The 23,644-nt window shown below is 36.8% G+C and carries 24 protein-coding genes; 1 reads left to right on the top strand and 23 read right to left on the bottom strand.

Features of this window, described 5'->3' with window-relative positions; genetic code table 11:
- Positions 1-144: 144 nt before the first annotated feature.
- From ftsZ to SBH76_RS08865, 13 genes are all read right to left on the bottom strand, one after another.
- Positions 145-1,506 carry a cell division protein FtsZ gene (ftsZ, locus tag SBH76_RS08925; protein WP_317977528.1) on the bottom strand — a complete coding sequence of 454 codons (1,362 nt, stop codon included), beginning with the start codon at positions 1,504-1,506 and terminating at the stop codon, positions 145-147.
- A gap of 123 nt (positions 1,507-1,629) precedes the next feature.
- Positions 1,630-2,328, bottom strand: a complete 699-nt coding sequence (locus tag SBH76_RS08920; RefSeq protein ID WP_317977527.1) for a cell division protein FtsQ/DivIB — start codon at positions 2,326-2,328, stop codon at positions 1,630-1,632.
- A gap of 1 nt (position 2,329) precedes the next feature.
- Positions 2,330-3,661, bottom strand: a complete 1,332-nt coding sequence (locus SBH76_RS08915) for an FtsW/RodA/SpoVE family cell cycle protein (RefSeq protein ID WP_317977526.1) — start codon at positions 3,659-3,661, stop codon at positions 2,330-2,332.
- Position 3,662: 1 nt separating this feature from the next.
- Entirely contained in the window at positions 3,663-5,009 is a 1,347-nt protein-coding gene (gene murD / locus SBH76_RS08910; RefSeq protein ID WP_317977525.1) for a UDP-N-acetylmuramoyl-L-alanine--D-glutamate ligase, read from the bottom strand.
- 8 nt (positions 5,010-5,017) lie between these two features.
- Positions 5,018-5,986: a phospho-N-acetylmuramoyl-pentapeptide-transferase gene (gene mraY, locus SBH76_RS08905; protein WP_007593144.1), complete on the bottom strand. Its 969-nt coding sequence runs from the start codon at positions 5,984-5,986 to the stop codon at positions 5,018-5,020.
- Positions 5,987-6,001: 15 nt separating this feature from the next.
- Positions 6,002-8,035 (bottom strand): peptidoglycan D,D-transpeptidase FtsI family protein, encoded by a 2,034-nt coding sequence (locus tag SBH76_RS08900; protein ID WP_317977524.1) that lies wholly within the window; start codon positions 8,033-8,035, stop codon positions 6,002-6,004.
- On the bottom strand, positions 8,004-8,510 hold the full coding sequence (locus SBH76_RS08895; protein ID WP_007593147.1) for a hypothetical protein: 507 nt from the start codon (positions 8,508-8,510) through the stop codon (positions 8,004-8,006). Before SBH76_RS08895 ends, SBH76_RS08900 begins: the two co-directional genes overlap by 32 nt.
- The gene (rsmH, locus tag SBH76_RS08890; protein ID WP_007593149.1) at positions 8,511-9,446 is read right to left on the bottom strand and encodes a 16S rRNA (cytosine(1402)-N(4))-methyltransferase RsmH; all 936 of its coding nucleotides are present in this window, start codon (positions 9,444-9,446) and stop codon (positions 8,511-8,513) included.
- Between the two features lie 156 nt (positions 9,447-9,602).
- Positions 9,603-9,890 (bottom strand): DUF6637 family protein, encoded by a 288-nt coding sequence (locus tag SBH76_RS08885; RefSeq protein ID WP_034242966.1) that lies wholly within the window; start codon positions 9,888-9,890, stop codon positions 9,603-9,605.
- Entirely contained in the window at positions 9,880-10,827 is a 948-nt protein-coding gene (gene argF, locus SBH76_RS08880; RefSeq protein ID WP_317977523.1) for an ornithine carbamoyltransferase, read from the bottom strand. Before argF ends, SBH76_RS08885 begins: the two co-directional genes overlap by 11 nt.
- A gap of 70 nt (positions 10,828-10,897) precedes the next feature.
- On the bottom strand, positions 10,898-11,680 hold the full coding sequence (locus tag SBH76_RS08875; protein ID WP_317977522.1) for a TrmH family RNA methyltransferase: 783 nt from the start codon (positions 11,678-11,680) through the stop codon (positions 10,898-10,900).
- A gap of 14 nt (positions 11,681-11,694) precedes the next feature.
- Positions 11,695-13,632 (bottom strand): NAD(+) synthase, encoded by a 1,938-nt coding sequence (locus SBH76_RS08870; protein WP_317977521.1) that lies wholly within the window; start codon positions 13,630-13,632, stop codon positions 11,695-11,697.
- Complete coding sequence (locus tag SBH76_RS08865; protein WP_007593159.1) at positions 13,629-14,177, bottom strand: HD domain-containing protein; 549 nt, start codon at positions 14,175-14,177, stop codon at positions 13,629-13,631. The genes SBH76_RS08870 and SBH76_RS08865 overlap by 4 nt, the downstream gene beginning before the upstream one ends.
- Before the next feature lie 114 nt (positions 14,178-14,291).
- Between SBH76_RS08865 and SBH76_RS08860 the strand changes: the two genes are divergently transcribed.
- Complete coding sequence (locus SBH76_RS08860) at positions 14,292-15,071, top strand: hypothetical protein (RefSeq protein ID WP_007593161.1); 780 nt, start codon at positions 14,292-14,294, stop codon at positions 15,069-15,071.
- Positions 15,072-15,123: 52 nt separating this feature from the next.
- Here the strand turns inward: SBH76_RS08860 and SBH76_RS08855 are convergent, their stop codons facing one another.
- The 10 genes from SBH76_RS08855 to SBH76_RS08810 all read right to left on the bottom strand — a co-directional run bounded on the left by SBH76_RS08855 (position 15,124) and on the right by SBH76_RS08810 (position 23,597).
- Positions 15,124-15,621, bottom strand: coding sequence for a tRNA (cytidine(34)-2'-O)-methyltransferase (locus SBH76_RS08855; protein WP_007593169.1), 498 nt, complete (start codon positions 15,619-15,621; stop codon positions 15,124-15,126).
- The gene (locus SBH76_RS08850; protein ID WP_317977520.1) at positions 15,618-16,778 is read right to left on the bottom strand and encodes an aminotransferase class I/II-fold pyridoxal phosphate-dependent enzyme; all 1,161 of its coding nucleotides are present in this window, start codon (positions 16,776-16,778) and stop codon (positions 15,618-15,620) included. Before SBH76_RS08850 ends, SBH76_RS08855 begins: the two co-directional genes overlap by 4 nt.
- Complete coding sequence (locus tag SBH76_RS08845) at positions 16,775-17,257, bottom strand: Lrp/AsnC family transcriptional regulator (protein ID WP_007593174.1); 483 nt, start codon at positions 17,255-17,257, stop codon at positions 16,775-16,777. The genes SBH76_RS08850 and SBH76_RS08845 overlap by 4 nt, the downstream gene beginning before the upstream one ends.
- A complete protein-coding gene (locus tag SBH76_RS08840) occupies positions 17,229-17,831 on the bottom strand; it encodes an AIR synthase-related protein (RefSeq protein ID WP_317977519.1) in 603 nt (200 codons plus the stop codon). Before SBH76_RS08840 ends, SBH76_RS08845 begins: the two co-directional genes overlap by 29 nt.
- Complete coding sequence (locus SBH76_RS08835; RefSeq protein WP_317977518.1) at positions 17,831-19,450, bottom strand: VanW family protein; 1,620 nt, start codon at positions 19,448-19,450, stop codon at positions 17,831-17,833. The genes SBH76_RS08840 and SBH76_RS08835 overlap by 1 nt, the downstream gene beginning before the upstream one ends.
- A 224-nt stretch (positions 19,451-19,674) precedes the next feature.
- Positions 19,675-20,379 carry a 3'-5' exonuclease gene (locus SBH76_RS08830; RefSeq protein ID WP_007593187.1) on the bottom strand — a complete coding sequence of 235 codons (705 nt, stop codon included), beginning with the start codon at positions 20,377-20,379 and terminating at the stop codon, positions 19,675-19,677.
- Positions 20,376-21,005 carry an endonuclease III gene (gene nth / locus SBH76_RS08825; protein WP_007593188.1) on the bottom strand — a complete coding sequence of 210 codons (630 nt, stop codon included), beginning with the start codon at positions 21,003-21,005 and terminating at the stop codon, positions 20,376-20,378. Before nth ends, SBH76_RS08830 begins: the two co-directional genes overlap by 4 nt.
- Complete coding sequence (locus SBH76_RS08820; RefSeq protein ID WP_007593190.1) at positions 21,002-21,496, bottom strand: deoxycytidylate deaminase; 495 nt, start codon at positions 21,494-21,496, stop codon at positions 21,002-21,004. The genes nth and SBH76_RS08820 overlap by 4 nt, the downstream gene beginning before the upstream one ends.
- A 7-nt stretch (positions 21,497-21,503) precedes the next feature.
- Positions 21,504-22,601, bottom strand: coding sequence for an L-threonylcarbamoyladenylate synthase (locus SBH76_RS08815; RefSeq protein WP_317977517.1), 1,098 nt, complete (start codon positions 22,599-22,601; stop codon positions 21,504-21,506).
- Positions 22,602-23,597: a 3'-5' exonuclease gene (locus SBH76_RS08810; protein ID WP_007593195.1), complete on the bottom strand. Its 996-nt coding sequence runs from the start codon at positions 23,595-23,597 to the stop codon at positions 22,602-22,604. It lies immediately after the preceding gene.
- Positions 23,598-23,644: the final 47 nt, after the last annotated feature.

Here is a 23,644-nt window from a genome sequence, read left to right as displayed (position 1 = left end):
AGTTACATTATAACATGTAACGGAGAAAGATGGTTGTCGTTAGCCATCTTTTTTTATGCAAAAACTTAGGGAGGAGTGACTCGTTTTGAGTTACTCCTCCCTCTTTTATAGCTGCCATTTCCCGACAGCCCCTTATTAATTGCATTATTTCTTTCTCTTTAAGAAATCAGGCACATTTATCTTTGCTTCACCTGTTCTTATAATAGTCGGGCGCTGTCCTGATGAATAATTTCCGTTATAATTTTGATTGTTCATATTCGGATTATTCAAGCCCTGATTGTTTTGAGTATTCAAATTAGGATTGTTAAAATCACTCTGATACTGCCCGAAGTTTCCTGTATATCCACCGGTATAACCGCCTTCCGGATAGTTCTCTCCTGCATAGCTTGCTGTAGGATTTATATAATTATTCTGCTCAGGCTGAGTCTGTACAGGTCTTTCCATACTCGCCGTATGCATTCCCTGCAAATATGCATCATCTCTTTTCGGCATATTATCGTTTTGATGCTTTGTATTTACATCTCTAATCAATTCTCCAACAGGAGTATCATTTATTGCATTGGTTACACCTGTAGCAATAACTGTAATCTTCACACTGTCAGGTTCAGCATCATTATATGATACACCGAAGATAATATTTGCCTCTTCACTTACAAGCTCACGTACATATCCGGTTGCCTCATCTGCCTCAACAAGACCGACATCACCTGATATTGAAATAAGAACATGAGTGGCATTGTCAATACTTGTCTCAAGAAGTGGTGATGAAACAGCAGCCTTCACAGCATCAAGAGCCTTGTTGTCTCCTGTTCCGTATCCGATTCCGATATGTGCAAGTCCTTTGCCTGTCATTACTGTTTGTACATCGGCAAAGTCAAGATTAATTATAGCGGTCTCACTTATAAGGTCTGTAATACCCTGAACACTCTGCTGTAATACCTCGTCAGCCTTTTTAAGAGCATCAGGCATAGTAGTCTTTCTGTCCACTATCTGAAGTAATTTCTCATTCGGTATCACAATCAAAGTATCCACATACTGCTTCAAATTCTCTATACCTGCAAGTGCATTTTTCATTCTCTGTCTGCCTTCAAAAGGGAAAGGCTTTGTTACTACACCTACTGTAAGTATTCCGAGATCTTTTGACGCTCTGGCAATAACCGGTGATGCACCTGTTCCTGTACCGCCGCCCATTCCACATGTAACAAATACCATATCTGCATTCTTCAGCTTATTTGTGATATCTTCAATATTCTCTTCTGCCGCTTTTTCTCCCACTTCAGGCTTTGCTCCGGCACCAAGTCCTTTTGTAAGCTTCTCGCCTATCTGTATAATACTCCCGGCTTTACAATTAACCAAGGCCTGTTTATCGGTATTAACTCCAATAAATTCCACGCCTTCTACATTTTCATCAATCATTCTATTTACGGCATTGTTTCCGGCACCTCCGACACCAACCACGATAATCTTCGCTGCATTCTCATTTACCGGCTTATTTATTTCTAACACAGATATATTCCTCCTGTACCCCTACACTTAAGCAAACTCTCATCTTATAATAAAGGTTTTTCATATAAATATCAACTTATTTTTCTTTAAAGTCTTCTGTAATAACTTAAGTATATCATATAGTTATCTCTTCTTAAAAGTATATGTTGTATTTTCTTTTATAGGATTATAATTATCCAGATAAAGTATTCCGGACAAATCCTTTATTTTCTCCCATATATCTCTCAATTCGCCTATTTTACCGTTTAATTCACTCGAATCTCCCAGATAGACTTCTATTTTTCCTATATATAATGTTATATTATTATCTGAAGAAATTGTAATCTTATCTACCGTTATTCCGTATCCTACCAGAACCTGTGTGATATTGAGCATTTCTTCAAAAACTTTTTCATTTGAAATCGGAAGTTTCTCATACAATACCACTCTTCCGAAATCCAAACCGTCTATTATCGGAATTCCTTCAAGAAGATTATTTGAACTCTCCACCACAATTCCGTCCTTATCAAAATACATATATGAACTCATATATTTTACACAGCCTACAACACTTTTTTCATATACTATGATATCGGCACTGTTCATTCCGGTTACATATATATCAACCCCTTGAATGAAAGGTATATTGTAATCTTTTTTAAATTTACTTCGTATAAAATTATAAAGTGTTATTTTTGATAATTCATTCGGAAACAACATTTCCTTCATTTCTTCATCAGTATACCTTGTATTTCCTCCGAAATTAAAATCGGTTATTTTGACCGAAAATATTCCGACAAGTATAAATGCAAGGCAAAATAAAACAATGTAAAACTTCTTCATATCAGTAGTCCAGCTTTATCGATCTTGCGACACTCAAAACAATTCCCATCTCTCCAAGCAGTACCAAAATAGATGTACCTCCGTAACTTATAAATGGAAGTGAAACTCCGGTATTAGGCAACACTCCCGTTACAACCGCAATATTAAGTATAACCTGCAAAGACAAATGTATCAAAATTCCCACCACAAGATACACTCCTTCAGGATCCGTTACGGAGAATGATATCTTTATCATTCTGTATATTAAAAATACAAATGCACCCATTATAAGTCCGGCACCGAAAAGTCCGAGTTCTTCAACTATTATAGCAAAAATCATGTCATTTTGAGACTCCGGAAGGAAAAACTTTTGCATTCCCTGTCCAAGCCCCTTGCCGAAGAAACTTCCTGAACCTATAGCATAAAGTCCCTGAATTACCTGATATCCTCCGTCTCTGCTGAACTTTTCCGGCTCCGCCCAAACAAGCAATCTTGTCAAATGATAATCTCTTGCTCCTCTTTCATATATAAATTTTACAAAAGGTTTTGAGAAAAACAAAATTACACCCATTGCTATTGCACCTACTGTGTGAAGTCTCTTATTTGATGTACCTAAAAAGCTCATGCAAAACGCAATCAAAAATATAATTATGGATGTGCTCAGATTTTCAACCATAACCAATACTGTCGGAACAAAGATCACTCCGAATAAAAACCAAAGTTTCTTTTCAGCAACCTTTCTGTCTGTAGAATGTAAATCATTTTTATATTTTACCAGATAGTAAGACGAAAAAATAATAATCGCCACCTTTACAAACTCTGAAGGCTGGAATTTTATACCGAACAGATTAATCCATCTTCTTGCTCCGTTTGCATCCCTACCTATAACCAAAACAGCTCCGACAAGTGCAGTCGCAACCACATAAATAAGCTTCGACAGTTTTATCCAAACTTGGTAAGGTACTATTGATACAAATATCATCAGAATAAGACCTGCAACAACAAAGATAAGCTGTTTATTTACAAAATAAGCGGAGTTTTTAAACTTCAAATCTGCAGTGTATGAACTTGCCGAGTAAATCATTATCAAGCCCATCACCAACAAAAACAAAATAATAAATATAAGACTGTAATCGTAAAACCTTCTTTTTTTAGTTTCATTTTTTTTACTGTCATTAACAACCGGTTTCTTGACCCCGATTTTTCTTATTTTATTTTCTTTAGCAGTATCAACTTTTGTTTTCTTCTGTCCGCCTTTCTCCACCTTTATTTTTCTTTTTACGGCTTGGTTTTTCAATTCTTTTTTTGCTACATTTTTAATTTTGGCTTTATTCTTCTTTATATCATCAGCCATATTATCCTAATTCCCTAACACAGTCCTTAAATATTCTTCCACGCTCCTCATAGTTTTTGAACATTCCCCAACTTGCACAAGCAGGTGAAAGAAGTACATATTCTCCCGTTTTTGCTTCATTTGCACATATTCTTACGGCCTCCTGCATGCTGTCAACCGTAACTATATCATTAAAGCCGTGTTTTTTTGCACATTCTTCTATCTTCCCGGCTGTAGCTCCCATAAGTACAAGTTTTTTAACCTTTGTACCGAAGCTCTCAATCCATTCATCATACTCCGAGTCCTTATCATAACCTCCGGCAATAATATATGTTGCCGCCGGCATTGCAAGTACGGCTTGAATCGCCGCATCAGGATTTGTACCCTTGGAGTCGTTATAATATCTTACTCCGTTAACTTCTTTTACAAATTCTATTCTATGCTCAACGGCATGAAATGCGTAACATGAATTTACGATGCTCTCCATAGGTACACCGTATGAAGATGCTATCGCTATTGCGGCCATAACATTCTCATAATTATGTCTGCCAAGTATATTCAACTTCTTTGTATCCAAAATTTCTTTTGCAACACCGTTTTTACTCTGCATAATAATATCTTTATCAAGATAAAATCCGTCTTCAAGCTTTCTCCTGCTTGAAAAGAATACGACTTTGGCTTTTACCCTGTCTGCAAATTCTCTCAAAGCCTCATCTTCATAGTTTAAAATACAAAAGTCATCTTCAGTTTGATTTTTACTTATATCTTCTTTTACTTTGATATAGTTCTCCATAGTATGATGTCTGTTTAAATGATCCGGAGTTATATTCAAAATAGCCGATATATTCGGTCTGAAGTCAATAATCGTTTCCAATTGGAAAGATGATGTCTCAAGCACCGTAACCGAATTCTCATCCGTTTTATCTGCTATATCGGTATAAGGTATTCCTATATTACCGACCGTAAAGCTGCTTTTTGCAAAATTTGACATTATCTCACCGACAAGTGATGTTGTGGTTGTCTTACCGTTTGTACCTGTTATAGCTATCAATCCGCCTTTAGCGTATTTAAACCCGAGCTCAATTTCGCTCCATATCTGAATGTTATTTGCTTTAAGTACCTGTACAAAATCAGTCTCCAAATCTATTCCCGGACTTATAACACAATATGACATATCCTCTAAGTCTTTCTTTTTTAATTCTCCGAGAATAATATTTATGTTTTTGTGATATGCCTTATCAAACTTTACAAGTATTTCTTCTTTATTAAGTTCTTTATTACTGTCAAAGAGTATTACCGCCTCATTATTTTTTAAAAGTAATGTGGCGGCGGATATACCGCTCTTTCCTAAGCCCGCAACTCCAATCATATTGCCTCCTACATAAACAGATAAACTAAAATACCAAGTATTATGGTAACTACACAAAATACTGTCACGGTCCTTGTCTCAGACCAGCCACAGAGTTCAAAATGGTGATGTATAGGCGCCATCTTGAAAAATCTTTTGCCCTTTGTAGCTTTAAAATATCCGACCTGAATGATTACCGATATTACCTCTATCATATATATAAATCCGATAACTGCAATAAATACAGGTATCCTGCACATAAGTGCATATGATGCAACAAAACCTCCAAGTGCCAAAGAACCCGTGTCTCCCATAAATACTTTGGCAGGATAAGCGTTAAATATCAAAAATCCCATAAGGCTGCCTATAACCGCACCTGTAACAGGTGTGACCGAAAAACCGCCCTTTAATCCTATAAGCATAAAGAATAATGCTACTATAACAGTAACGCTTGAGCATAATCCGTCAAGTCCATCGGTAAAATTCACACCGTTATCGGTTCCCAGTATTACAAACAGTGCAAAAGGTATCCATATAATACCGAGATTTAATATTATACCTTTATCAAATGAACCTGTAAAAGGTATAAGCACACCGTAGTCAAGTCCATATATTTTATACAGATATATTATAAAAATAACACTGACTACAAGCTGAAGTATGAATTTTTGTGATGACTTCAGTCCTTCAGACTGCTTTTTCTTTATTTTCAAAATATCATCCAAAAATCCTATTATACCATAGGATATAGTAAATAAGAATACTACCGCCACTTCTTTATATTTAGGTATCAAAAACAGGCTTGCAACCAATATGCCGGCCAGAAATGAAATTCCGCCCATCGTGGGAGTACCTGTCTTCTTCAAATGTTCCTTAGGCCCGTCATCCCTTACCATCTGTCCGAATTTAAGTCTGTGCAAAACAGGAATAAACAAAGGGCATGCAATTGCAGTAACAACAAAACCTATCAATAATGCAATCAATGTATCTCTTAACATAATAACTCCAAAATTTTATTCTTCTCCCTCTCCGGCAGGCGCTCCGGGAAGCCCGTTTCCGCCGTCGTTAGGTATTACTTCTTCTGTAGAATAGTTCTTTGACTCCTCTTGCTTTGGAGTATTGCTGTCCGTAATACCCTCTGCAGTCGGGAATGAACTTACATCTATACTTTCGTCTACATTTGAATATATATTCATATATGGCAATACTTCTGTCATGATTTTTGAGAACAAAGAGCTTGCATATGCCGATCTTGCCTGATCCGCCACATGAGGAGTATCCACAAGAACATAGCATACAACTTCCGGTGCCTGTGCAGGTACGCTTCCTATAAAAGAAACCAAATAATTTCCGTTTCCTCTCGGGTACTTTTCTGCAGTACCGGTTTTTCCGCCGACATCATATCCTGCAACCGCTGCGGCACTACCTGTTCCTTCCGCTACCGTTCTCCTGAGCGCTTCATTTATAAACGCCGTGGTATGTGCGGAAACCGTCTCTCTTACAAGCTCAGGCTCAATATTTTCTATTATTGCACCCTTTGAATTCAAAATCTGTTTTACAACATGAGGTTGATAATATGAACCGCCGTTTACAACAGACGAATACGCAGCCGCAAGTTGAATCATAGTTGTATTATAATTTTGTCCGAAAGAGTTTGTTGCAAGATCCGTTGCACTTGCATTATCCGCAGTATGTATAAGTCCGCTTGTATCCGCTTCTCCCGGCAAATCTATTGCGGTCTTTGAACCGAATCCGAATACCTTTTGATATTCATAAAACTTCTGACTTCCTTCAGCTCTTGAAATATCCATCATCGCCACATTACAGGACTCCATAAGGGCCTCGGTAACATTCAGCACACCATGTCCGTTTCTGTTGGCGCATCTTATCTTCCAGCCTCCGACCTCTTCAAATCCCTTACAGTCATAGCTTTCATTACCTGTTATAATTCCCTCTTCCATGGCGGAAGCTACCGTAAATACCTTTGAAGGTGAACCCGGCTCATATGTATCGCTGACAGCATAGTTTCTCCATATATTACTGAGCGCCTCCACCTTTGCCTTGTCATCCATCTCGGCCTGCTGTTCAGGCGAGTAATAATTATTCAAATCTCTGGGATTATTCAAATCAAATGTTCTGCTGGTAGCCAAAGCAAGAATTTCACCGTTATTAGGATTCATCACTATTGCCGCAGTCATATTTGAACCTGTAGAACTTTGCCATTCTGCAATATGTTTTTCTACAATCTTTTGGATATTCAAATCTATGGTCGAAACCACCTTGTTTCCGTCTGTAGGATTTTTAATCACTCTTTCAAGAGACGATTCATCATTTAAGTATCCGTATTCCCTGCCCGATATTCCGATTAATTTATCATTGTAATACTGCTCTATTCCTGAATTACCGCTCAAATCTTCATTATTTGCAAAGCCTATAACATTACATGCACTCGAACCGTAAGGATATCTTCTTACATAACTTTCTTCAAACCAGATACCGTATACTCTTTCAGAGCTTTTACTCTCTTTGTAAGACTTATTGTACTCTTCTTTTTTTTCTTCAAAAGCTGTTTTTTGCTCATAGCTTATATCCTTAGCATATTTTACATATGAGCTGTCCGACTTTTCTGCAATAGTATTTTTTAACTCATCGACGCTGTATCCGAAAACTTCACTCAGTATAGATACTGTAGCATTTAAGTAATCTTCCTGATCGCTGTTTATCTGTTTCGGATCGATTATCAAATTGTAAACCTTTTCACTTGTAGCAATATATGTTCCGTTTCTATCGAGTATATCACCTCTTTTGTAAGGTATATCCCGCGAATCATATTTTTGCTGTGACAGAATCTTTTGATTGTATTCCTTAGACTTACTTCCTTGTAACATTAGAATCTTAAAAAACAATGCAGCGAAAGCAAGTATAATCATAAACAGGATGATTACAAGCCTTCCCTGCAAATTATCTAAAGGATTGGAAGTACTTCCGTCCTTACCTTTTTTATTAATCCCCTTTTTATCTCGGGATATCTTCAAATTGTCTGACATATTCACTTTCCGTTTTTTCGTATGTTATAACTTGATTCTTCTTAGCATAAATCATACCCAACTTATTTGTAGCTACATCATATATATGATCCAAATCAACGTAAGTCGCAATCATATTCTCCAGCGAATCATTTTCATTTCTTAACTTTTCGAGATTTGATTCATTTTTTTGTGTCTGCTTTATAGTGGAAGTCAACTTTGACTGTATTGCAATATAGTTTGCACACAAAAACAGCATGACTACCATAGCCGCTGAAAACACAACAAGATAAGGGAAGTCCATGGACAATGCTCTTTCCCTGTTTTTCCTTATCATTCTGTTTGTTTTTGCCGCTTCACCTTCAGAGGGCTTAGGTGCTTTTTTCGGAACGGCTGTTTCCACTTTTCTTACAACATTACCGTCTACATAATATTCTATCTCTGTACCTGACTTTTTCTTCGTTCCTTGCCTTTTTTTCTTAACAGTTTCTTTCATTTAGACTCCCTTTTCAAATACTCTAAGTTTTGCACTTTTGGATCTGGAATTTTCCTCCAACTCCTCCTCACTTGGCAGTATCGCCTTTCTCGTAATAACTCTTCCCTTTGATTTATTCCCGCAGACACAGACAGGAAATTTTTTCGGACAAACACATGGTGACTCGGCTTTTTTAAATGCCTGTTTTACTATTCTGTCCTCTAAAGAATGGAATGTGATAACAGACAACCTTCCTCCCGGTTTCAATAAATCAATCATTACATTTAATGAATCGGTTAAAACCTCAAGCTCTTTGTTTAATTCAATTCTTATGGCCTGAAATGTTCTCTTTGCAGGATGTCCTCCTGTTACCTGTATTTTCATAGGAATTGAAGCTTTTATAATATCCACCAACTCAAAAGTGGTTTCTATTCTCTTCTTATTCCTATATTCAACAATATGTTTTGCAATGTTCTTTGCAAATCTGTCCTCACCATAGTCTCTTATAATATGAAAAAGTTCAGACTCCGAATAGTCGTTTACAATATCAGACGCCTTTAACTCGTTTCTGTCATCCATTCTCATATCAAGCGGAGCATCATATCTATAGGTAAAACCTCTCTCGGCAGTGTCAAGCTGATATGAAGATACTCCAAGGTCAATGTATATTCCGTCAACCTTGTCTATGTTTTCTTTTTTCAATATATTCTCTATATTAACATAGTTGTCTCTTATAATAATAACATTATTACTATAATCAATCAATCTTTGAGTAGCAGCCTTGACAGCATCCGCGTCCTGGTCGATTCCTATAAGTTTACCGCTTCCCAGTCGTTTAACCACTTCTAAGGCATGTCCTCCACCACCTAAAGTGCCGTCAACATAGCAGCCGTCGGCTTTTATATTCAAAGATTCTATCACTTCATTCAAAAGCACCGATTTGTGATTGAAAGTCATAATAAATCCCATCCCTATAATATCTGCGGAGGATATACCTAAGCACAACTCCACCACTATAAGAATATTAGACTACTCCGGTAAAAAAATCAAGTTTTTATATTCTTAAAATTAATATGCACCCGAAAATAAACTTTATTTCCCGGTGCATATCAGTTAAATATTTAAAAATCCTATAGTCGACATTAAAAGCATAAACAAAAATAAAATAAACATTATTATTGCTTTTATAAAACTGTACTTTAAATGTTCCTCATTCTTGAAATATTTTATTGCATCCAACAGACAACTTACTGAAAACAATAAAAATATCAAAGGGAAAAATATTGCATACTTATTTGGTGATAAAAATGCGAATACCACCATCACTATGATAACAATCGCAAGTATCACATGCATTACATCCCTGAACAAAAGAAAACCCTGCTTTCTTCTACCTGTCATCTCCTTTACCCAATGTAGCTACCATCACCGCCTTAATAGTGTGCATACGATTTTCGGCTTCATCAAACACCACTGATTTTGCGCTTTCAAACACATCCTCAGTTACCTCGTATCCCTTTACGGCAGGCAGACAGTGCATAAATATTGTACTTTCCTTTCCTGTTTTTTTCATCAGTTCCGTATTTACCTGATAAGGCCTTAAAAGTTCGATTCTTTCCTTCGCTTTATCCTCTTCACCCATTGAAGCCCATACATCTGTATATATTACATCCGCATCCTTAACAGCATCCGTATTATCGCTTATAAGAAGTTTTGCTCCTGAGGATTTTGCATAACCTTCACACAAGCTTATGAGTTCCTTACTTGGTTGCAGCGATTTCGGAGCCAGAACCGTCATATTTACTCCAAGTTTTGTCATTCCGATCATAAGAGAATTTGCCATATTGTTTCTTCCGTCACCGACATAAACAAAATTCAATCCCTCTATATTTCCGAAATGTTCCTTCATAGTAAGAAGATCTGCCAGAATCTGTGTGGGATGATACTCATCCGTAAGGCCGTTCCATACCGGTACACCTGCATACTTTGCAAGTTCCTCCACTGTGGAATGTTTAAAACCTCTAAACTCTATACCGTCAAACATTCTTCCGAGAACTCTTGCCGTATCGGCAACGCTTTCCTTATGACCAAGCTGTATATCATCCTTACCGAGATATTCAGGAAATGCTCCTTCATCTCTTGCACCTACAACAAAAGCACATCTTGTCCTTGTTGAAGGCTTCTCAAACAGGAGCGCTATATTTTTGCCTTTCAATCTGTCTCCGGTAATACCCTTTTTCTTCTCATCCTTAAGCTTTGCAGCCAAGTCCAGCAAATATTCTATCTCTTCTCTTGAAAAATCCTTCAGTGTAAGAAAATGTCTTCCAAATAAATTCATAAATATACCCCTTTCTTAATATTTTAACAGTATATCATATAAATATAAATTTGTCTGTATAAAAATTCATTCATTTTCTTTTTTGTCTTGCAGCCTCATACATCAGTATGCTTCCTGCAACCGCTGCATTCAAAGACTCCACCTCACCAAGCATTGGTATTTTAACCTTATCTTTTACTATATCTAAAACTTCTTTTGAGATTCCTGCTGCCTCATTACCTATTATAAATGCAATATCCTTTGTATAATCCGGAGCGTCGTATTCAATTGCCCCTTCAAGACTGCTTGCATAAATATTAATATTTTTTGAATAAAGCTTTTGTATCACTTCTTTAAGATCCTTTACATAAATAAAAGGAACTCTGAAAACCGATCCCATTGTAGAGCGTATAACCTTAGGATTATATATATCCACAGTGGTTTCATTCATTATAATACCTGTAATTCCCGCTCCTTCTCCGGCCCTGACCAAGGTACCGAGATTTCCCGGATCCTGAAGGCTGTCAAGAATAAGCAAACTATGTGGAGTATCTCTTTTTTCCAATATTTTTTCAAGCGTATATTCTTTTCTTTTTACAACAGCCATTACACCCTGTGGAGTTTTCGTATCGGATACGGACTCAAATATTCTGTCACTGACCGTCTCATACTCCGGATAGATTTCGGACAATATTTTCCCGTTTTCAGCCTCAAAGCTTTCACTTGCAAATACGTCCAATATCTCATCCTTTTTGAGTTCTTTAAACATTCTGATGCCCTCAATAATATAGGCATTATGTTTTTTCCTGGCATTGCTCTTTTTTATAAGTGCCGCCAGATCTTTTATCTTCTTATTTCCTGATGAAGTAATCATTAGCTTCTCCCATATTACAAATCCGTTTTTATATTTTCCAGGTCTTTTATCCACAAAGCCTTACTTGCATCACTTGGCATTCTAAGATCACCTCTTGGAGATATTGCAATACTTCCGACCTTAGGGCCGTCAGGCAGTGCGGATCTCTTAAACTGCTGTGAAAAGAATCTTGAGTAGAAAACATTCAACCATTTTAAAATTGTCTCTGCATCATAGATATCCCTAAATGCTTTCTTTGCCATTCTGTATATCTTTGAAGGCATAAAACCGAAGCGAAGTGCATTGTATAAAAAGAAATCATGTAATTCATACGGTCCCACCAAATCTTCCGTCTTTTGTGCTATCTTTCCGTTTTCAGGAGGTAAAAGCTCAGGAGATACAGGTGTATCAAGAATATCATAAAGTATATTTGCTATCTTCTTATCCTCAGTGGTATCGGCATAGTAATTTACCAAATGTCTAACCAGTGTCTTTGGAATTGAAGCATTCACACCATACATTGACATATGATCACCGTTATATGTTGCCCATCCAAGCACAAGCTCGGACAAATCACCTGTTCCTACAACTATACCGTTATCTCTGTTAGCAATATCCATAAGAATTTGAGTTCTTTCTCTTGCCTGTGCATTTTCATAAGTAATATCTTTTACATTTATATCATGTCCGATATCAATAAAATGCCTCTTTATGGATTCAACTATTGAGATCTCTTCCAAAGTTGCACCGAAGCTTTTTGTAAGTTCACAGGCGTTATTATATGTTCTGTCCGTAGTTCCGAATCCCGGCATTGTAACAGCCTTTATGCCGCTTTTATCAAGTCCCAGCATATCATAGGTCTTGGCACATACAAGAAGTGCAAGAGTTGAATCCAGTCCTCCGGAAATTCCGAGAATAACATTTTTTGCACCGATATGCATAAGTCTTTTCTTAAGTCCAAGAGCCTGTATTGTGAGTATCTCCTCGCATCTTTCATTTCTCTTTGACATATCATCAGGTACAAAAGGCTTAGGATCAAAGTTTCTCTCAAGTTCAAGCTCATCATTCTCGATCTCAAACTCCATAACCATGTAATCTTTACGATTGCTCTCCTGTCCTTCTCTTATTTTAAATGTAGTCTGCTTTCTTCTTTCCAAATTAAGCCTGTTTACATCTATCTCTATTCTTACGGCTTCATTTTTAAACCTTGTACTTTCAGCCAGAATTTTACCGTTTTCCGCTATTATTCCCTGTCCTCCGAATACCAGATCCTGAGTAGATTCTCCCTCTCCGGCATTTGCATAGATATAACCGCATATAAGTTTCTTTGAATGATTGCTTATCAAGCTGTCACGGTATGCCTTTTTTCCGACTATATCATTTGATGCCGAGGCATTTACAATAATATTTGCACCTGCAAGTGCATGTCCTATACTTGGAGGATCTGCAACCCAAAGATCCTCACATATCTCACCTGCCAAAACAAGTCCCGGCATATTTGTACATTCAAACAATATCTTTGAGCCCATAGGGATTACATCATCGAAAAGATCAACCCATACCGCATTTTCAAATCCTCTGTTAAAATACCTCTCCTCATAAAACTCACCATAATTCGGCAGATTTATTTTATTTATAAGTCCCAGCATCAATCCGTTTGATATAACCGCTACAACATTATAAAGCTTTCCCTTATAATCCCAAGGCAACCCCAGAAAAATAACAGATTTATGTCCCTTTGTAAAATCAACTATTTCTTTCAATGCCTTCTTGGCTTCACTGATAAGCGAATCTTGAAAAAAAAGATCATTACATGTATATGCGGTCAGACAAAGCTCCGGAAATACTATGATACTGCTTTTATTTTCCCATTCTTTTTCTATGGCCTTTTTTATACTTTCCTTGTTATAGTCCACATCACATACTCTGATATCAGGTGATACGCTTGCAACTCTTATAAAACCGTCTCTCATATTTTCTCTTTCACATCTCCAAAAACAAAATCACAAAGTTTCTCATATTCCCTATAAAACTCATTATCTTCCAGGTCTTTCAACGCATCAAGTATACCATAATAGTACATTGCCTGCTTTACCTTATCTTTCTCATTAAACCTAAGTAAAAAATCATTTCCGAGGCAAAGATAATCTCTTGCGGAATTTCTGATATTTGACAGTTTATCTCCAAGAGCTATTATCTTTACTTCTATTGATTCATCTTTCAAAGTTTTTAATGTATGCATCTTTCTCTCAATCCATGTCTTTGACTTATCCTCAGATTCACTTCCTACAAGAGCCGCTACTTTTTTCCCGAATTCTTTTTCTATCTCGGTTATGGTAACGGAAGTATCTTCAACCGTATCATGTAGTAATGATGCTACTCTTACTTCTTCATTGTCTGTAATCAAGGATACAATGGTACATACCTCCAAGGGATGTGTAATATACGGTATTGTGCTCCCCTTTCTGAACTGGCCCTCATGTGCCTTAATCGCAAATTTCACTGCTTTTTCTATCATAACAACTCCTTTAATTATTATATTTTTCTTAAGTCGATTTTTAACTTGAAGTTTTTTTTTAAGTCTGTTATTCTAGTCAAAGATTGCTTGTACAATTGAAAGTGAGGAAAATCCATGGCAGATGAAAATAATGTAAATGAAAAACCTAAAAAAAGGAAGTTTTCAAAACTCAAATATATAATAGCATTTATATTCATAAATGTAATCATATTTTTTGCTGTAACCTCACAGCCTCATTTCGAAATTTCCACAGTTGCGGATTCCGATTCCAAATCTGTAGAAATTAGAGTGACTCAAAAGAGCTTTTTCCCATTGCAAAGTTTTACAATGACTCTTGACGACTCGCCGCTCTCATATACAAAGAACGGTAATACATATGTGGCTACAGCAACAAAGAACGGTACTCTGGAAGTAGTTGCTACAAATCTGAATACAATGTCTCAGACTATATATGAAAGAATAGATAATATCGACTCCACAGCACCTACTATATTTGCACAGTTGGTGAAAAAAGGCGTGCTTAATATAACATTTGAGGACGGACATTCAGATATTGACTATGACAGCATCTACGCAATAGACAGTGATGACAGAAAGTTAAAGCCTTCAAAAATAGATGAAGAAGAGGGCAGAGCTACATTTGAATTTGATACCTACTCTATAAAGGCGTATGTTTCCGATACGGCGGGGAATGAAGGAGAAGTTGAATTTAACAACAGCGAAGTCAACCAGACAAAACTTGTTTCTGCTGAAGGTACAGAAGTAAATGATATTCCTGTTGAAGAATCCGGAAATAATGAAAATGATATCTCCGATCAGACTACTTTCGATGTCGGAAATTTAAATGAAAAACCGCCTAAGAAAAACGATGACTATTTATACGAAAAACATTAATATAATTAAAATAATAAAAAAACTCCATTCCAAACGGTCCGGAGTTTTTTTATTATTTATATTTAAGTCTGTGTAATTCTCCTGTAAGTTGCATTTTTTCAAATCCGTTTTGTGACAATGCTTCGTACAAGATAATTGCCACCGAATTTGACAGATTCAGACTTCTGATATCTCCCCACATAGGTATTCGTATACAGGTGTCTTCATTTTCTGCAAGTATCTCTTCAGGTATTCCTGCACTTTCTTTACCGAACATTATATAATCATCCGGCTTATACTCTACATCCTTATATGTATGATGTGCCTTTGTAGTTGCAAAATACATATGCTCTCTTGCCGCAGGATTCTTTTCATAAAAGTCATTTATATCGGAATATATTGTAACATCAAGATTCTTCCAATAGTCCATACCTGCGCGCCTTATCTCTTTTTCATTGATTCTGAAACCCAGAGGCTCTATCAGATGAAGTCTTGTACCCGTTGCTACACAGCTTCTTCCGATATTGCCTGTATTTGCAGGTATTTCAGGTTCAAGTAATACTATATTCATGAAAGACTCCTTACAAACTTCTCAATTCTTGAGATTGCTTCCTTAAGTCTTTCCATAGAATATGCATATGAGACTCTGACATAGCCCTCTCCGCTTGCACCGAATGCCGTGCCCGGAACTATAGCGGTCTTTTGCTCTTCCAACAATCTTGTTGCAAATTCTTCCGATGTCATATTAAATCTTTTTATACTCGGAAATACATAGAATGCTCCCTGCGGTTCAAAGCATGTCATTCCAAGTTCATCAAATTTATGTAATAGAAATCTTCTTCTTTGATTGTATGACTCTCTCATCTTGGCCACATCGTCATCTCCATGCGCCAGAGCCTCAACAGCGGCATACTGACTTGTAGTAGGTGCACACATAATGGCATATTGATGAATCTTTGTCATCTGAGCTATAATTTCCTTAGGACCTGTCGCGTATCCGAGTCTCCATCCCGTCATGGCATAGGATTTTGAAAAACCGTTTATAAGTATGGTTCTTTCTTTCATTCCTTCTACCTGAACTATTGAAGCATGTTCTCCTTCATATGTAAGTTCACAGTATATTTCATCGGATATTACATACAAATCTTTTTCTATACAAACTTTTGCTATCTCTTTTAACTCATTTATATTGAGTATTGATCCTGTAGGATTATTCGGAAAAGGTAAAATAAGTATCTTTGTCTTATCTGTTACTTTTTCCAAAATTTGACTTGCTTTCAGCTTAAAACCGTCTTCGGCTTTGAGTTCAATTATTACAGGTTTTCCTCCTGTCAAAATTGTACAAGGCTCATATGAAACATATGAAGGCTGAGGTATCAAAACTTCATCGCCTGCATCAAGCATTGCTCTGAGCGCAATATCAATGCCCTCACTTCCACCTACTGTAATGATCATTTCGTCTTTAGGATTATATTCTACATTAAGCTTTCTTATAAGATACTTTCTTATTTCTTCTCTAAGCTCCATCAAACCTGAGTTTGATGTATAAAAAGTTCTTCCTTTTTCAAGAGAATATATACCTGCATCTCTTATAAAATAAGGTGTATCAAAATCGGGCTCTCCAACTCCAAGAGATATTGCATCTTCCATAGTATTGACTATATCAAAAAACTTTCTGATACCTGAAGGTTTTATTGATGTTATTGTTTTTGATAATGGATTTCTCATGGTGTTATCAACTGCCTCTCATCTTTTTTCTTTGCAGATAATATTGTTCCATGGTCTTTATATTTTTTCAGTACAAAATGTGTTGCGGTTGAAAGCACTGAATCCATAGGTGCCAATTTATCAGAGACAAATTGTGCCACTTCTCGCATTGTTCTTCCTTCAATAAAAACAGTAAAGTCAAATGCTCCACTCATCAAATATATTGCACTTACTTCAGAGAATTGGTAAATTCTTTCAGCAATATTATCAAAGCCCATACCCTTTTGAGGTGTAACTCTTACTTCAATAAGTGCATTCACCTTTTCATTGGCTGTTTTTTCCCAATTGATCAATGTATGATAACCGCATATCACACCTTCTTTTTCCATATCGGAAATCTCATTTGCAACGGCCACCTCATCTTCACCCAATAAAATAGCCAACTCCGCAATATCAATTCTGGAATTTTTTTCAATTACCGATAATATCTTCTCTCTCATCTTTTATCACCTTAAAAATTTCATCCTGCAAAGGCCTGTTCACATATTCTACAGATTCCTTATCTGTAATCACCTTATCAAGGCTGTCTGTCAAACAACCTATTACCTGTGCAGCAATCCCTCTTTCCTCCAAGTATTTACAGGCAGATATAGGGTCCTCACTCAGAACTATCTTGCCTTCGCTTAAAAGTCTATATATATTTATTCCGAAATATTCACAAATCTCAATACAAATCTGTATTGTACTTATTTTTTTTATTTCTATCTCAAAACCGCGGCCACGAGACTTTGCAAAATTATATAATGCCTTTAGGATTCCACCTTCTGAAACATCTACCGTTTCACCATCGACCTCTGTGAATATACCGTTTATATCTACAGGAGCACATTCAGGTCTGTCATTATTTATGGGAGATAAATATCTCCCATAATAACCGTTTTCTTTAACATGCTTTTCTATACTCTCTATATATACTTTATTAAAATATCCGCTTAATTCTTCACGGTAATTCTCTATCAATATCAAAGAGCCCTTAAGTCCGGCATATCCGCAAAATATTATATATTTTTTCATTACTGTCCGTCATTAATATTCGGATTAAAACCCGGACCTTGACTGACATCAACAGAATTATCTGCAGGTCCGTTATCTGCAGGAGCATCATTCACAGTTTCGCCACCCTCGGTATTTTCTACCGGTGCAGCTGTAGGAGCAGGGGTGTCCACTCTGGTACCTCTGATATAAATATCGTCGGCCATTCTGTAATTATCACTTGATACCAATTCTCTGCTTACCTCAACTCCGTTTTCCTTTACAACCTTCCAAAGCTTTGAAACTCTTCCCTTATGTCCGTCTGATTCCTTTCTGATATATCCTACAGGCTTTGAAGGATCGTCTTTATAAGTCTTTCCCTTAGGTGTTTCATTGATTACTTCAGAAACAAATTCAATTGTTCTGTTTGTAGATCTGTCTTCCTTACCCCAGATAGTGAATGTAACATTTCTTCCGGATGTAACAGCCTCTACATATATAGGAGTACTTCTGTTGTTTGTAACCTTTATATCCTTATAATCTCCGGCAATCGCCGCATCACCGCTTGGCTGTACATAACCTACTATCATTGAGTGATTTTTTCTCTCTGTGATTTTTACTTCAGCTCTCAGCGCGGCCTGATATAATGTTGTTGCAATCTGACATGCGCCACCGCCGACACTGTCTACAACCAATCCGTTTTGATAAGCCTTTGCCATCTTATATCCGTTTTTAATTGTAAACGGTTGCATTCTTTCATAACCCGATATTGTTTCACCGGGCATCAAAAGCACACCGTCCATCTTCTGTGTTCCGACAGCAATATTTGTGGCTCTCTCGGATGTGGAAGACGAGTAGTTGGTTGTAAATGTACCAAGCACATCCTTTATATCTTTCAAATCCTCAGCCTTAACGGCTGCGGCCTGCTTCGTCACCTGTGCTTCTATTGTCTCTTCTCCGCTTTTAAGAATCGCTTCCTTAAGCTTGTCTACAGTAGAGTCCTTATCTATTGCATATCCGTCATGTTCAGGTGTTATCTCAAATGCACCGTCGACTCTTTTTATAGTTGCATTAACAGGTGCATCCGGATTCTTACTGTTGGCTCTCTTAAAAAATGCATTTAAAGCTTCTTCATTAAATTCTATATCGGGAGTAATGCTTTCAGGATTTTCTATAAGACCTGCACTTTTCGCAAATCTTTCAATCATATTTCCTGATGTATATTTGCCCGCTTCAGACAGTATATACTCTTTATTTTCTATGCTTGCACCAAGATCCGAAAAGCTGCTCTCTATCTGCTCTCCGTTTACAGATAAGATAAACTTCTTCTCATCAACTTTAGTCTGAAGTTTTTCCAAAGCTTCACTAAGTGCAGTCATTGTTTTAACGCTGTCATCCAATCCGCTTACACTGAATCCTTCAGGCAGTCTTCTCTCAGCTTTTATTCCTTCATCTTCAGTTACAGCCTCCTGTGTGCTCTCCTGTTCTTTGGTTGTCTCCTCTTCTTTAGCATCACTGTCTGTAGACTTCTTATCGTCAGCTTTTGCCTCCTGCTTTTCGGCTCTAACTTCAAAACTTCCCGCTCTACTACCTATTCCAAATCCTGCAACAGCCATAAACACAGCCATTGCTGCAGTTATATTTCCTATATTCTTCTTCAACTTTCCCTTGTCCTCTCTAGACCGGCATACCTATATTGACAATGCTGAAACTACTACAGGTACCACCATAGCCAGAACTAAAATTGTAACTATAACTATTGATATAATCTGTCTTTTCTTATTCTTCATATAAACCTCTTTTCTTTATGGGATAAACTATACTTTTATGATTTTAGTGAAATGTTTTCAGTCTACAGAATGTAGACTGTAATATTTGCGCTTTATCAGGTAAAATCAACGCTTCCTGATTTTATTTTATCCATCATCCTTTTAGCTTCGGATTCTGAAAGCAAGTCAATATTTACCTTGCATCCAATTCTATGACAGTTTAGTAATTTCTGCAAGTCCTCTTTTGTTCTTTTTCTGATCGGAACGAACTTTTTTATCTTAACCTTCATAGCTTCCGGGCTTATTTCAAGAGTTTTAAAATTTTTCATAATTTCCTGAAATAAGACATGAGTATAGTATGCATCACTGAACGCTCTGTGAGAGTTTTTTCTTTCAATACCGAAGTAGGCACATGCATCAGTAAGATTTTTTCTCACATTATCCGGAAGTACCTTCTTACATAATTTATATGTATCAATACCTCTTTTCTCAAATTCCAATCCTGCTCTGTTTGCTTCTTTTTTTACAAAGCTGTAATCAAAAATTGTGTTATGTCCAAGTAGAACATAGTCTTCACAAAAGTCCACTATATGATTTATAACCTCATATATCCTTTTTGCATTCTCAAGCTCGTTTTCACTGATTTTTGTCAATTCAAGTATTTTGTCATCCACCGGCATATCCGGGTTTATAACACAGGAGAAAGTATCAATTATCTGTGAATCTTTTACTTTTAAAAGTCCAACTTCAATTATCTTATCTTTTGACAACCTTATTCCGGTAGTTTCAAGGTCAATTGCTATATAATCGGAAATCATCATACTTTGGCACTCGGACAGTCGTCTCTTAAAAAACAAATATCACATTTTTCCCTTCTTGCAATACATATGGTCCTGCCAAGAGTTATCAAATCCGTGTTCCAGACTATCCAGTGATCTTTTGGAAGTATCTCCATAAGTTCAAACTCTATTTTTACCGGATCGTCACTTTCTGTAAACCCGAGTTTTTTTGTAATCCTTTTTACATGTGTATCTACCACTATACTTGGCAGATCAAATATATTTCCTCTGATTACATTGGCGGTCTTTCTGCCCACTCCCGGAAGAGTTAAAAGGTCATCCAAATCGCTTGGCACCTCTCCTCCAAAGTCGGTCAAAAGCTTCCTTGCACAGGCAATCAAGTTTTTAGCCTTATTATGATAAAAACCTATGGAATGTATATCTTTCTCCATTTCAGACAAATCTGCATCGGCAAACTTCTCAAGACTGTCATATTTTTTATACAAATCTCTTGTCACCATATTTACTCTTGCATCTGTACATTGAGCACTGAGTATGGTTGCAAACAGAAGTTGCCACGGAGTATTATACTCCAAATAAATTATTTTTTCCGTACCATATGTTTCATCCAGCTTTTTTAAAATTCTTTCAAGTCTTTTATCAATCATACCGTTATCTCTATTTTTCTTCCGCTTGGCTGATATTCATAATATCTTACGCCTGCCGCATTCAACATTCTTTTACTGGCTCTTACGGAAGGGCTTGAGGCATATTTATCCTCCTCATATATTATAGTCTTTATCCCAGCCTGAATTATTGCCTTTGCACATTCATTACATGGAAATAAAGTCACATATATTTTACTTCCCTCTAAAGAACCTCCTCTGTAGTTTAATATTGCATTCAACTCACTATGTGTGGAATACAGATACTTTGCATTATAAGGATCTGTAAGTTCAAATTCCTTTCCCCATGGAAAATCTTCATCTGAACAGCCTCTTGGAAATCCGTTGTATCCCATAGACAGTATCTTATTATCCTCACTTACTATACAGGCACCTACCTGAGTGTTCGGATCCTTTGATCTTCTTGCACTGAGCTTTGCAACACCTATAAAATATTCATCCCAGTTTATATAATCTTCTCTCTTTTCGCTCATAATCCACCTATAAATCTATTATATTAAAGCCTGCAGCTTTCTTTAGTCTGTTCATTACCGCTCTTCCGATACCGCTCTCATCAAATGACTCGGATATTATATTCTTTACCCCAAGGTCATCACATTTTCTGAGTACATCAAAGAGATTGTGGGCAATACTGCTCATATCTTTTATACTTCCGAGGCTCAAAAGTTTTATATTATCCTTTTTATTTTCGTTTATAAGCTGTAATAAAACACTTTTATGTTCATCCACTGTAAGTATCGCCGTATCGATATTCGATTCCGTTATCTGTGCCCTCAGATAATCTGATACAGCACTTTCACTTCCTCTTAACATCTTCATATCAGCCTTCGGTGCATAGTGCTTATATTTCATTCCCGGCGCCTTAGGAGCCTCTCCTGTTGATAAAAGATGCTCAATGGCAGGGTCTATATTTACATTGCCGCATACATCTCTAAGCATTTCAAGAGTAATTGCACCCGGTCTTAACAGTGTCGGAGTATTTTCTGTCAAATCCACTATTGTGGACTCCACACCTATTCCGACTTCACCCCCGTCTATTATCATTTCTATCTTGGAATTCATATCTTCAAATACATGAGATGCTTTTGTCGGAGAAGGTCTGCCTGAAGTATTTGCACTCGGTGCGGCTATCGGTACTCCTGAAACTTCTATCAAAGCTCTTGCAATATTACTCTCAGGAAGTCTTATCGCAACCGTATCAAGGCCTCCGCTTGTAGCATCCGGTATAATGCTCTTCTTTTTTAATACCACAGTCATAGGTCCCGGCCAAAACTTGTTTGCCAAAGTATAAAACAGCTCCGGTATATCATTTGCAATATCTTTTACGTCTTCCGTTTTTGAAATATGCACTATCAACGGATTGTCGCTCGGTCTGCCCTTTGCCGCATAGATCTTTTTTGCAGCTTCAGGCATCAGAGCATTTGCACCCAGTCCGTAAACCGTTTCTGTAGGAAACGCCACCAGGCCTCCATTTTTTATTATAATTGCGGCCTCTTTAATATCTCCGTCCCCATATAATTCATCAATATCTTTTTTATCTATCTTTTTTACAATAGTTTCTTTTATTTCCTGCTCCAATTATACCTCTTCCGAATCTTTTAAAAACCTTCTTTTGCTCTTAATCAATCTCTTTTGCTTACTCTCTTCGTACTTTTCTCTGATTTCTTCAAAGGTTGCCGTATCTACAACCTTTGTAGTCTTTATTACATAGTATCCGTCATTATTTTTTCTTACTCTTATTTTCCCCTTCACAATTCCATGTTCAGGGCAGATTCCTACACAGTAGTAATTCCTCTGATTTGTTGAAAACCATTTTATTTTTTTCTTTAACATTCTGTTGCATCTGTCACAAATAAGATCTGAATTATGCTTATCCGCTATCGCCTCTTCCTTTGTAGGAAACAGAGTGGATACAAACTTTGAATATCCCGAAAAATGCAAATATATTTCCTCTTCACTGCTTCTCGGTACACGATAATAGTCAAGTGAATAATATTCACTTACAGGTCCGAAATCCATATTTTGCATTACTTTGGCTGTATATACGGCATCATCTAAAGCATGATGAAAAGGTCTGTTATTCTCAATATTCAGCATATTCACAGCTCTTTCAAGAGGTATCCTGTCCTGTTCTCCGTTAGGGTATCTTATGTTGAAGAGCTTTTGAATATCATAGTAAAACAAAGGATACTCAAATTTATTTTCCACATCGTAAAATTTCATATTTCTTTGAAGTTCCACCAAATCGAGATTTCCCCATGTACAGAGTATGGTCTTTTTTTGCTTATTGTCAAGCTCACAAAACTCAAAGAAATCCTTTATAGCTTCTGTAAAAGGAACTCCTTTTTTCTTCAGCTCTCCGATACCTATCTGTACCACCTCATGTACCTTAAAATGCATCTTTTTATAAACTGTGGGCTTTATTACTCTATGAAATTCATCGACTTTTTTAAGCTTTGAATCAAGCTTTACCGCTCCTATTTCTATTATTTCAAAGGGAAGATCTTTATTGCTGTATTCTCTGCCGTTAGGACTTTGGTTCCATTCCAAATCCAGCACTATATAACTATCCATATCCACCTTTCCAAAAAAGCACATCCGAAGATGTGCTTTGATTTTGT

The organism is Lachnoanaerobaculum sanguinis, from assembly GCF_033242365.1.
In the GTDB taxonomy this organism is placed as follows: Bacteria; Bacillota; Clostridia; order Lachnospirales; family Lachnospiraceae; genus Lachnoanaerobaculum; species Lachnoanaerobaculum sanguinis.
This window is presented reverse-complemented; position numbering and strand designations above follow the sequence as displayed.